This is a genomic window from Candidatus Cloacimonas sp. (genome assembly GCA_035403355.1).
Lineage (GTDB): Bacteria > Cloacimonadota > Cloacimonadia > Cloacimonadales > Cloacimonadaceae > Cloacimonas.
Genome location: DAONFA010000045.1, coordinates 1 through 11827, shown reverse-complemented (window position 1 = coordinate 11827; position 11827 = coordinate 1). Strand labels below are relative to the sequence as shown.

General features: G+C 40.1%; 7 protein-coding genes and 1 tRNA gene. 1 reads left to right on the top strand and 7 read right to left on the bottom strand.

The window, feature by feature from the left end:
• Window positions 1-117 precede the first annotated feature (117 nt).
• The 7 genes from PLE33_08680 to PLE33_08650 all read right to left on the bottom strand — a co-directional run bounded on the left by PLE33_08680 (window position 118) and on the right by PLE33_08650 (window position 9728).
• Window positions 118-1071: a hypothetical protein gene (locus PLE33_08680; protein HPS61316.1), complete on the bottom strand. Its 954-nt coding sequence runs from the start codon at window positions 1069-1071 to the stop codon at window positions 118-120.
• A 156-nt stretch (window positions 1072-1227) separates the two neighbouring features.
• Window positions 1228-3117 carry an alanine racemase gene (gene alr, locus PLE33_08675; GenBank protein ID HPS61315.1) on the bottom strand — a complete coding sequence of 630 codons (1890 nt, stop codon included), beginning with the start codon at window positions 3115-3117 and terminating at the stop codon, window positions 1228-1230.
• A gap of 3 nt (window positions 3118-3120) precedes the next feature.
• A complete protein-coding gene (locus PLE33_08670; GenBank protein ID HPS61314.1) occupies window positions 3121-4461 on the bottom strand; it encodes a PhoH family protein in 1341 nt (446 codons plus the stop codon).
• Between the two features lie 153 nt (window positions 4462-4614).
• Window positions 4615-4702 (bottom strand) — tRNA-Leu (locus PLE33_08665).
• A gap of 428 nt (window positions 4703-5130) precedes the next feature.
• Window positions 5131-6726: a CTP synthase gene (locus tag PLE33_08660; protein ID HPS61313.1), complete on the bottom strand. Its 1596-nt coding sequence runs from the start codon at window positions 6724-6726 to the stop codon at window positions 5131-5133.
• A gap of 12 nt (window positions 6727-6738) precedes the next feature.
• On the bottom strand, window positions 6739-7983 hold the full coding sequence (locus PLE33_08655; GenBank protein ID HPS61312.1) for an aminotransferase class III-fold pyridoxal phosphate-dependent enzyme: 1245 nt from the start codon (window positions 7981-7983) through the stop codon (window positions 6739-6741).
• A 548-nt stretch (window positions 7984-8531) separates the two neighbouring features.
• Window positions 8532-9728 (bottom strand): acetyl-CoA C-acetyltransferase, encoded by a 1197-nt coding sequence (locus PLE33_08650; GenBank protein HPS61311.1) that lies wholly within the window; start codon window positions 9726-9728, stop codon window positions 8532-8534.
• A gap of 1144 nt (window positions 9729-10872) precedes the next feature.
• Between PLE33_08650 and PLE33_08645 the strand changes: the two genes are divergently transcribed.
• Window positions 10873-11827 (top strand): hypothetical protein (locus tag PLE33_08645; protein ID HPS61310.1); only part of this gene is annotated, 955 nt, incomplete at its 3' end.

Sequence of the window (11827 nt, the reverse complement as noted above, 5' to 3'; positions counted from 1 at the left end):
GGTTTTGTTGTACCGGTGGGGATGTACCGGCGCTCGCTGTAGCGCCGAATCGGCGGAACGGCGTCCGCCGGTACCAAAATCGGCGGAACGGCGTCCGCCGGTACAAAAAGCGCCTTTTTAATTGGTAGTATGAGTATAATTCTTAATGCCCTTATTAATCAGCTCTATAGATTCGGTTAAAGAAGGCATATTGGAAAAGTATTTACTGTATATAATCTTCAGGTCTTGGTGTTCTTCATTCAGAGGTTTAACATCTGGCAATTCATAGAGGAGGTCATAATTACCGCTTGATTCTATGGACGCATATTCATAGTCCACGGTGCGAAGGTAAGTTCCGTCTTCATCAAAGAGACCGAGAATAAAATAACCGGAAATATCCACTGGTAAATTGTTATGCAAAGTTACATAAACATCTGCAGGATGAGGCAATTTGGCAACATCATAGAGAAAGAGTTCATCCTGGGAAACGGGAACTACATTAATTTCGCTATCCAAATCAAATGCCTGCTCATCCAGCCAGTTTCCGGAATAGGAACGGGCGGATTTAAACCCTCCGAAATAGGCAAGAGTTCGTTCTTCGTATTCTTTCATTCCGGGGTCGTTAATAATGTAAGAAGAGGGTTTATCTTTGGCACCATCCTGTTTAATAACCAGAACCCAATGACTGCGTCTGCCGGCAACTTTCACAATAACCTTATTACCTTTTGCCAATTCGCCGGAAAGAAAACCCCAGTCGTTTCTAACTTTGCTTTGGGCAACTAATTCCAGCCCCAAGCCGTTACCATCTATTTCTCCGGGGATTTGCCAACGCATATTGCTGCCGGCGTAGCCACCGTTCTTTTTCAGCCATTCATTCAAGCGGTCTGGAGTAATATACTCATTGCTGGCTTCTGCATTTAACAGCATTGAGAGACAGCTTAGCACGCAACCGCTGTTGCCAATGGATGTTCTTCCCGAACCTAATTGTTCCGCTTTCCAGCGTTCATCATTTTGTGAATACCAGTTAAAGCTTCCGGCAATAAGTGGTATGCACAAAATTAGAGTGATGCATATTAAGGGCAATTTTTTCATAAGCAATTCTTCCTAAGCTAAGAACTCTAATCAATAATCCAATTTCCAGAGAGAGATTCATTTCCTTTGCAAGTCCGTATCTAAATCTAATATAAGCAATTAACTTGCGGGAACAACTAAACTGAGACGGAAGATTTGTCAAACATTTTTTTGGTTTCAGTAGGCAAAAACAACTCCGCTAACGGGAAATATCCATTCCTCAGGTTCACTGGAAACCCTTATTTCAGCGTTGGTTCTACTGATAGCCGGGTCTTTATCCTGTCCCGAGAAAAAGGGCACACAATCCACCGTATCTAATTCGGCGGGAAACTGAAAGGCAATATCAACTCCGCGTGTAAGTTCCGTGATGAAAACGCTGAATTGATGCAAAGAAGATGGATATAGGGTATTTGTATTGATAGTAAAATGAACCTTTTTTCCTATTTTGTTTTTCAGATTGGGATGTGAGCATCTAATTTCCAAACAGCCATTGATATAGGTGAGAGTGGTTTTAAGAATTAAATCATCCACTTTTGCCAAGCTAACGATAAAGCTTTCTGTATCCAGTTCAAATTTATCATCCATCAGCCAGCGATATTCAACATCGCTGCGTTTGAAATAACGGCGCAGGATTTCATCGGAAGAAGCGCAGGCAACTAAAAAGTAGTCATTACTTAAGACCTTGTCAAAGTTAAGGATAGTAACTACATTGTAATAACCCGAATTCAAAGAATGAGAGAAGATGATTTTATGTTGAAAATTATACCTATAGTGAATATCTCTATCCTTATAGTAAAAGAAATCCCGTAGCATTTCACGGTAGATAAGTTCACCTATTTCAATGCTTTGTAAGCGTTGGGCTATTGCCGATTCAATTATCTGATTCAGTTTGCTGTCCGAAAAATCGTCAGGAACAAAATCCCGCCGGGAAAGAGGAGCGCTATGAACTAATTTCCCTTCTTGAAAATAATAGCGCTTAGCTCTGCGACCAACTTGACAAAGCAATTCATAAGCATTACCACCATATCTGGCAACCAGATTTTCTGCTTTGGTCTCTTTAGGAGAACCGCCAATAAGGATTGCCTCGTCGCCTATAGCAGGATTTTCTACTGGGGATAAATCCACACAAATCATATCCATAGAAATGCGTCCTATCACCTTGCAGAGTTTATCTTTCAGCCAAACAACACCACAATTGGATAGCATAAAATCATAGCCATCGGCATAACCGATTGGAAGTATTCCGTAAACACAATCCTCTTGGGCTATCCAGGAACGGTTATAACCAACCGCCTCGCCTTTACTGATGTGCTTTATCTGCGAAAGGATAGTTTTAAAAGACATCACCGGCTGCAAGCCAATATCCTTATTTCCCGGAATTTGAATGCCGTAAGCCATAATACCTAAACGAACAAGATTGCTGCGTTTTCCCAAACCATTTACCAAGGCATTGGAATTATCAATGTGCATATATTTCGGATGAACCGCAAGATTATCTATAATATTCCAAAATCGTTCTTCCTGCTTGCGGCTGAAATCCAAATCGCTTTCGGCAGAGGCAAAATGACTGAATATACCTTCAATGATTATCCAATCCATATTGGCTATTTTGGCATAGAAAGAGATAAATTCGCTATCCAAAATCCCGCTGCGATGCATACCTGTATCTACTTTCAGATGAACAACTGCCTGTTTATTAGCTGCTTTGGCATTTCTGTTCAATGCCTTGGCAAAATCCAAAGAAGAAACATTAACTGCCAGGTCGTTTGCCAAAATAGTATTTATCTCGTTTGTTAAACAAGGCGAAAGCACTAAAATCGGTTCCTTGCAACCCTGTAAGCGTAATAAACGCCCTTCTTCAGGATTGGCAACTCCTAAATAGACAGCTCCTTCCTCGCAGGCAACTTTGCTTATTTCTATCGCTCCATGCCCATAAGCATCCGCTTTCACAATCATCATAAATTGCTGCTGTGGTTCCAAATAACTTTTCAGGAGATGCAGGTTAGCTCTGAAAGCGGAAAGGTTAATTTCCACCCGGCTGCGGTCAAAATTCTTTCGGTAAGGCATAGTTTAGAGATACTTAGCGGCTAAATCAGCCAGAGCGCTGCGTTCGCCTTTATCCAAAGTGATATGACCTACCAGAATTTCTCCCTTAAATTTTTCTACAGAAACGGAAAGACCGTTACTCTGCGAATCCAGATAAGGAATATCTATCTGGTAAGGGTCACCTGTAAGCACTACTTTGGTATTAACTCCGGCACGGGTGATGATAGTTTTCATTTCGTGCGGACTTAAATTTTGGGCTTCGTCTATGATGAAAAACTGATTGGGTAAGCTACGACCCCGAATATAGGTTAAGGGTTCCAATTCTAAAAATCCCATATCCATCAGGTCATTAATATCAAATTTCTTCTTATCTTTCGGGTTATCTTTATTTTTTTCCGGATGTGAGGATAGTAAAATATCCATATTATCATAGATAGGTTGCATCCAGGGGTTGAATTTTTCGGTTTTGGAACCGGGTAGATAGCCCAGGTCTTTGCCTAAAGGAGAAATAGGACGCGAAACCACCAGACGGGAATATTTTTTTTCTTCTACCACCTTTTGCAATCCGGCAGCCATAGCTAAAAGGGTTTTTCCTGTTCCAGCTTTACCGGATAAGCTAACCAGTTTGATGCTGTCATCTAAAAGAATATCCAATGCCATCTCCTGCTCAAAGTTACGAGCTGTAATTCCGAAGATTTGCTGTCCCGTGTAATGATTGATGAGATACAACTGATTGCGTCCATAATGATAACGCAAGGTTTTATATTGATTGGGATTATCAGGAATGGGAACACGCACAAACTGATTGGGGAAAAAATCACCAAAGATATTATCTAAATATCCCTTTTCTTCCAATGCCCTGAATTGTTCCGGCTCTAGGTCTAAAACCTCCCAGCCGGTAAAGAATTCATCATATTTAATAGTATCGGTCTCAAAATTTTCGGCATTGATGCCTACGCAATCTGCTTTCACTCGCACATTTACATCTTTTGAAACAAGAGTAACGATGGACTCTGGATAATGCTGCTTAAAATACAATGCCGTGCCGATAATCAGATTATCGTTTTTATCCAAAAATAGAAGCTCCGAAGCAGCATTGGCAATATCTTTATTTACTGTAACCTGAATTGTGCCGCCGTTTTCTGTAGGTACGCCATCCTGTAATTTCCCTTTTTTCCGCAATGCATCCAGATAGCGTCCTATTTGACGGGCATTACGGCTCTTTTCATCCACCCCTTTTTTAAACTGGTCAATTTCTTCAATAACTACAATTGGTAAAACAACTCTGTTATCCTCAAAGGAAAAGAGTGCTTGGGGATTGTGAATCAGCACATTGGTATCCAGTACATATATCTTCCTTTCCATTTCTATTACTCCCTTATATTATATTTACCACCGAAAACGGGGTCTTTATTCAAGATAAAACTATAATTGCAGCAGGGCTGGGATAGTCAATGATTATTTTTTCTTTGCTTAGCAGGAAAATATCAGCGGAAGGTATAAATTAGAATAAAAAAATGGTGCTGAAGGGGGGACTCGAACCCCCATGAGCGCATTGCTCACTAGTCCCTGAAACTAGCGTGTCTACCAATTTCACCACTTCAGCATCGGATAATGTAATCTACTTTTTAAGAGCGGGGATTTTGTCAATGATTTTCCTGCTGCTTACCTAAATTTCCCGCGGATTTCTGTTCCCAACTGACAACGATGCTTGCCAATAGGGTAGCGAAAATATGCAAAAATATGCTTAGAATGGGTTTTTGTACCGGCGCTTTGTACCGGCGCTCGCTGTAGCGCCGAATAAAAAAACGGCGGAACGGCGTCCGCCGGTACCAAGAACGGCGTCCGCTGGCTACACAAAATGCGGAGGAACGATGTTCTCAGTCAACCCATTTCTATTAAATCCAGTAAAATCACTTCCATCCTGTTCATCCCATACCTATTAAATCCCCTAAAATCCCTTCCATCCTGTTCATCCCATACCGATTAAATCCTTTAAATCCTTTAATCCTTAAATCCTCGTTCCCAAAATCCTTATCTCTTATTTGCCGCCGCTTGCACAAAGTCCCTAAATAGCGGATGCGGATTAACAGGTCGGCTTTTAAATTCCGGATGGAACTGCACTGCCACAAAGAAATCCAATTCAGGGTATTCTACAATTTCTACCAAAAGTCCGTCCGGGGATAAACCGCTTATTTTAAGCCCTGCATTTTGTATTGCTTCGCGATAGTCATTATTAAATTCATAACGATGCCTGTGTCTTTCGCTGATGCTTTCTGTTTGATATGCCAAAAATGCTTTACTGTTTTTCACCAAGTTACATTGATAAGCCCCTAAACGCATAGACCCGCCAATTCTTTTCAGATACAATTGATCTTCCATCAAATGGATAACTGGAGCGGGAGTTAATTCATCAAATTCAGTGCTATTCGCCTTTTGCAAATTGCATAAATTCCTGGCACATTCAATAACGGCTGTATGCATTCCCAGGCAGATGCCCAAATAGGGAATATTGTTTTCTCTGGCATATTTGGCAATTGCAATTTTACCTTCAATTCCTCTAATGCCAAAACCACCGGGAACAAGAATACCTTGAACTCCTCTAAGTTCCCTGGCAATATCTTCTTCCTGAAAATTGCGCTCGCTATCTATCCAGACAATTTCCACCTTTTTCAATAAAGCGGAACCCGCATGAAAAAGTGCTTCGTCTATGCTTTTATAGGCATCCTGATGCTTCACATATTTGCCGCAAACGGCTATAGTAACGGTTTCTTGTGCATTTTTAGTGTTTTGCAAGAACTGCAGCCAGTCCTGCATAACGATTTGTCTCTGTTCCAATTGGAAATGCTGACAGATGATTTCCGGCAGACCTGCTTTCTGAAAATTGAGCGGAATTTCATAAACGCAATCTACATCTATGGCATTGATTACATTTTCTCGCGGAACATTGGTAAAAAGAGCTATCTTATTATAGATATCCTCAGCAAAAGGTTTTTCACTTCGGCAGAGTAAAACATCCGGTTGAATACCTATTTCCCGTAATTTATACGCACTATGCTGTGAGGGCTTGGTCTTCAATTCTCCTGCTGACTTCACAAACGGCACATAGGTTAAAAGGATATATAGCGTGTTGTAATAACCCAGGTCTAATCGTAACTGACGCACTGCCTCCAAAAAAGGTAAACTTTCAATATCGCCAACCGTTCCGCCAATCTCTGTAATCACAATGTCATAATCATTTGCCAAACGCTGAATTCTACCTTTAATTTCATTTGTGATATGCGGAATAACCTGCACCGTTTTGCCTAAATATACACCCTTGCGTTCATTTTCTATCACACTTTCATAAATCTGACCTGCAGAATTGCTGGAATACCTGGTTAACGCTTCATCCACAAAACGCTCATAATGCCCTAAATCCAAATCTGTTTCTGCTCCATCATCCGTTACAAAAACCTCGCCATGTTGAAAAGGACTCATTGTTCCGGGGTCAACATTCAAATAAGGATCAAACTTTTGCAGCACAACCTTATAACCCATTGATTTTAATAAAATACCGATGGAAGCGGTGGCAATGCCCTTCCCTAAGGAAGAAAGCACGCCACCCATTACAAATATATATTTTGCCATTCAGGTTATCTCTTATAACATCTTTTTCACTTCGGCAAGGGATTCTCTAATTGCTTCCACGGTATATGCCAAATCCTCATCCGTATGCCGATAACAAATATAACCATGATGATATGGTTGCATAAAAACATTACGCCGAATTAACTGAGTGTAATATTCTGTCCGCAGCTGTTTATAAAGCCCTGTCTCATCTTTTTTAAAGGTTATATAAGGCATCCAGGGTGCCCCTGTAAAATTAACCGGCACACCTGATTCTGCCACTACCTTCTCAACTTCCGCTCCAAACTTTCTTCCTTTTTCGGCTATTACATCCAAAATATGGTCTCTTTCCAAAATTTCAATTGTTTTGATAGCAGCTACAATTCCATCGCTATTAGGGAAAAAGGTTGAGGAAAGAAATACTTTATCTGCCATCACTTGCATATATTCTTCCTTGCCTACCAGAGCAGCAATAGCATAACCATTTGCCATTGCCTTTCCGATAGTGGATAAATCAGGTGTTACTCCAAACAATTTCTGCGCACCCCCCAAACTGCATCTGAACCCGCTGCGGATTTCATCAAAAATCAGCAAACAATGATATTGATTTGCCAGTTCCCGCACTGCTTCCAAATAACCTGGTTTCGGCATTTGAACTTCTGCTCCATTAGGATGACCTACGGGGGTTATAATTATCCCTGCCATATCATCTTTATTAGCTTTCAGAATTGCTTCCAGGGATTCCAAATCGTTATAATGAAATTCATAAATATCTTCATAGAGTTTGGGAGGAATTCCCCCTTTCACTTCTACACACCAATCGTGCCAGCCATGATACCCACAACGCGCAATCTTGGTTTTACCTGTCCAACCCCGGGCTACACGAATGGCAATTGTTGTGGCATCACTACCTGTTTTTACCAAAGCAGCCATATCGCAACAGGGTATCAGTTCTCTCAGCTTTTTTACCAAAGTGTTTTGCCATTCCTGAGTGAGAGAAAAACAAAAACCCCTGTTCTTAATCTGATTGATAACTGCTTCATCAATTTCGTCTTCCCGATAACCAATGATAATAGGTCCGTAAGCACAAAGAAAATCAATGTATTCGTTACCGTCAACATCAATAACTCTGCCACCTTTGCCTTGTTCAAAAAAAATGGGATACTCACCCGGAACAAAATTGTAGGGTCTTCTTATCCCGGCAACGCCACCGGGAACAAGTTGCTTTGCCTCTTCAAAAAGAGACATACTTCTGTCTAATTTCAACCTTTCTGACATTTTATATACTCCTTGATGTTATATAGTTCAAAGTTCAAAGTTCGTAGTTCAAAGTTCAAAGTTCGTAGTTCAAAGTTCAAAGTTTTGCACGCAGATTTCGCAGATTCCGCAGATAAAAAAGATAATAGGTCTGGGATGAACAGGATTATAGAGATTTAAGGGATTTAATAGGTCTGGGATGAACAGGATTACAGGGATTTTAGGGATTTAGTAGCTCTGGGATGAACAGGATTATAGGGATTTAAGGGATTTATTAACTTGAATGTTCTTCCATAACTAATATGAACATCCAAGTTTCCCTATTCATCCTGTCATCTTTCCTTTCCATCCTGTCATCTTTCCTTTTCACTATTCACTCTTCACTATTCACTGTTCACCTTTCACCTTTCACCCTCAATTCTCAATTCTCCATTCTCAATTTATTCTCTTTTTCTCTTTCTCTCTTTGTAAAAACATCCATTTCGCTATCTCTCTCTTTCCATCTCGCCATCTCGCTATCTCACCATCTCGCTGAATCCCTTCACTGTTCACTTTTCACCGTTCACCTTTCATCGTTCCCAGAGCGTAGCAATTCCCATTCCTCCACCAATACACAAAGCAGCCAATCCTTTTTTCGCTTCTCTGCGTTTCATTTCGTGCAGCAATGTAACAATTATTCTTGTTCCGCTTGCTCCAATGGGATGTCCTAAAGCAATAGCTCCACCGTTCACATTCACGATTTCCGGATTCAATTTTCCAATTCCTTCCAGTTCCAATCCTTTCAGCACAGCTAAGGACTGCGCTGCAAATGCTTCATTCAGTTCTGCCAGTTCAATATCCTGCAAAGTCCATCCCGCTTTGGGCAGCACTTTTTTAATTGCCGGAACAGGACCGTAACCCATCAATGATGGATTAACTCCTGCCGAAGCACTGTTCACAAAAGTTGCCATAGCTTTCAGACCAAGTTCTTTCGCTTTTTCTGCACTCATCAAAATAAGAAAAGCCGCGCTGTCATTTATACCACTGGAATTGGCTGCAGTTACAGTTCCGTCATTTTTAAAGGCAGGACGCAACTTGGCAATGGAGGCAACCGTTACTCCCGCCCGGGGCATTTCGTCTTTATCTACAATTATCGGCTCTCCCTTTCTTTGGGGAATGCTGAAAGGAACAATTTCGTCTTTAAATTTACCTGTAATTTGTGCCTCTTCAGTTCTATTCTGACTTTGGGCTGCAAAAGCATCCTGTTCTTCTCTACTGATATTATATTTTTCGGCTAAATTCTCTGCCGTAATACCCATATGATAATCATTGAAAATATCGCTGAGCCCATCCCGAATCATTAAATCCACCATTTCCTTATTACCCATTCTGGCTCCCCAACGCGCATCTTTCAAAGCATAAGGTATCTGACTCATATTTTCCGTTCCACCGGCTACAATAATATCCGCTTCTCCTGAACCAATCATCAAGGCAGCTAAAGAAACCGCTTTCATTCCTGAACCGCAAACCTTATTCACTGTGTAGGCAGGAACGGTATCCGGAATGCCACTGTGAATAGCTATCTGCCTTGCTACATTCTGCCCTAAACCTGCTCCGCAAACATTACCAATGATAACCTCATCAATCAGTTCCGGCTTTAAACCCGTCTCCTTCAGCATTGCCTGTAAAACGGTTACTCCTAATTGAACCGCCGAAATATCTTTGAAAACGCCTCCAAAATTACCGATGGGACTGCGCTTGGCACTTATAACTATTACCTGTCTCATTTTGTTTCTCCTGTGTTATTAATTTTCTTTCTATGGCAAGCCAAAAAATAAGCCCCTTTTCGTCAATGAAAAATGAAGATGGTGGAAAAAATATACTCTCACAGATTACACAGATTACACAGATAGGATTTTTGAAACGAGGATTTAAGGATTTCAGGATTTGGAGGATTTAATAGCTCTGGGATGACTTATGTAACCGGCGGACGCCGTTCCGCCGTTTTTGGTACCGGCGGACGCTGTTCCGCCTTATTTATTCGGCGCTACAGCGAGCGCCGGTACAAAAAAACAGGATTAAAGGATTTTAGGGATTTATAAACTTGAATGTGCTTCAATAACTGATATGAACATCCAAGTTTTCCTTTTAATCCTGTCTTCTTTTTTTTTCACTATTCACTGTTAACTGTTCACCCTTCACCGTTCATTCTCCATTCTCAATTCTCCATTTGAACTCTTTTCTCTTTTCCTCTTTTTCTCTTTGTTTAAAATCCTCTTTCTCTCTTTGTAAAAAAATAAATTTCGTTCTTACCCTCTATTCCCATCTCGCCATCTCTCTCTTTCGCCATCTCGCCATCTCACTATCTCGCTAAATCCATTCTCAATTTACGCTTCTTTTCTCCATTTTCTCAGTGAAATAAAAATATTTTTGGGGGTATGTGGAAAAATATCCACAATTTTCGGAAGCGTAACCTCTTGTATCTTAATATATTAGAAATTTTGGTAATTTTCATAGCAAAAATAGCATGAAAAAATACCTATATAGGGCTTGACATATATTCAGGCATTTAGAAATAGGACTTATAAATCAATGAATACGATAATTTGTTTCGTAGTTGTTTGATTTAATATTTTAATTCTTTATATGATGTTAATATGATTTATCATAAATCGTATAACAAATACAGGAGTTAAGATACCGGATATATTTCTTTTATGGAGATACTATGGTTGTTAGTTATGTTTTTAATGCAGCAACAAAATATTCTGCTGATAAGAAAGGTAATATAAACGCTTATCATTCCCGCGTAGGTTTATTTGGATGCGATAATTTACACTTTGCGTCCAAAGTAAAGGAATGTTAAACTAAATACCGCATAAAATCGTAAAAATGAATAATAAAATAATACACACTAAGGAGTAAACAAGGATGAAGAAAATATTACTTCTTTTAACCCTAATTCTTATTACATCTTTCGTCTTTGCCGACGATATGACAATTGGAACAGAAAAGAGCACTCAAAGGTATCCTCTCGGTTCCTGTTATGGCTATGAAAGAAGCGCTGCTCTATATAAGGATTCTGAATTAGTTTCTCAGAATATCAGAATAACTGCTCTTTCCTGGTATTCCACAACAGCTGTAACAGTTAATGTCCCGACTAAGATATATCTGAAGAGGACTACAGCAACAACTTTATCAAAAACTACCTGGGCAAATATGATTAACGGTGCAACTCTTGTTTATGATGCAACTCATAGTTCTACTTTAGCAGAGGGTTGGAACCTGTTTAATTTTACCACTTCTTTTGATGTTCCTAATGGAAATGGATTAATAGTTATGGTAGAGCGAAATTATGGTGGCACTGGAAATGGAACTCCTGCTGGTGCAGGAATACGCTATACAGCGGGGAGTAATAACACGCATGAATACTGGCAAGCTGATAATAATCCTCCTAGTGGCGATGGGTCTCGTAATAAACAAAGACCCAATATTACTATTACCTATACACCTCCTCCACCCAATCCGGCAACAATTAGCAGTCCTGCTAATGGAGCAAACAATGTGGAACTTACTCAGACCCTCAATTGGGCAAATGGGGGAGGAAATCCTTCCGGTTATAAACTCTCTTTAGGAACAGTGACTCCTTATACCACAATTTTAAATCAAATAACTTTGGGAACAGCAATAACTTATGACCCTGATTTAGCATATAACACTCAATACTGGTGGCAGGTTATTCCTTATAATAAAGGAGGGAATGCTTCAAATTGTCCTGTTTGGTATTTTACTACAAAACCAGACCCGGTAATAAGTTCTTTTCCTTATACAGAGGGCTTTGAAAATGGAAATACTCATAACACAGCTATTTCTGGCTGGACTCAAG

What these genes read in the sequence shown, in the direction of transcription:
- PLE33_08650 (HPS61311.1), bottom strand. Translation starts at nt 9,728, where the DNA reads ATGAGACAGGTAATAGTTATAAGTGCCAAGCGCAGTCCCATCGGTAAT.
- PLE33_08680 (HPS61316.1), bottom strand. Translation starts at nt 1,071, where the DNA reads ATGAAAAAATTGCCCTTAATATGCATCACTCTAATTTTGTGCATACCA.
- PLE33_08670 (HPS61314.1), bottom strand. Translation starts at nt 4,461, where the DNA reads ATGGAAAGGAAGATATATGTACTGGATACCAATGTGCTGATTCACAAT.
- PLE33_08660 (HPS61313.1), bottom strand. Translation starts at nt 6,726, where the DNA reads ATGGCAAAATATATATTTGTAATGGGTGGCGTGCTTTCTTCCTTAGGG.
- alr (HPS61315.1), bottom strand. Translation starts at nt 3,117, where the DNA reads ATGCCTTACCGAAAGAATTTTGACCGCAGCCGGGTGGAAATTAACCTT.
- PLE33_08655 (HPS61312.1), bottom strand. Translation starts at nt 7,983, where the DNA reads ATGTCAGAAAGGTTGAAATTAGACAGAAGTATGTCTCTTTTTGAAGAG.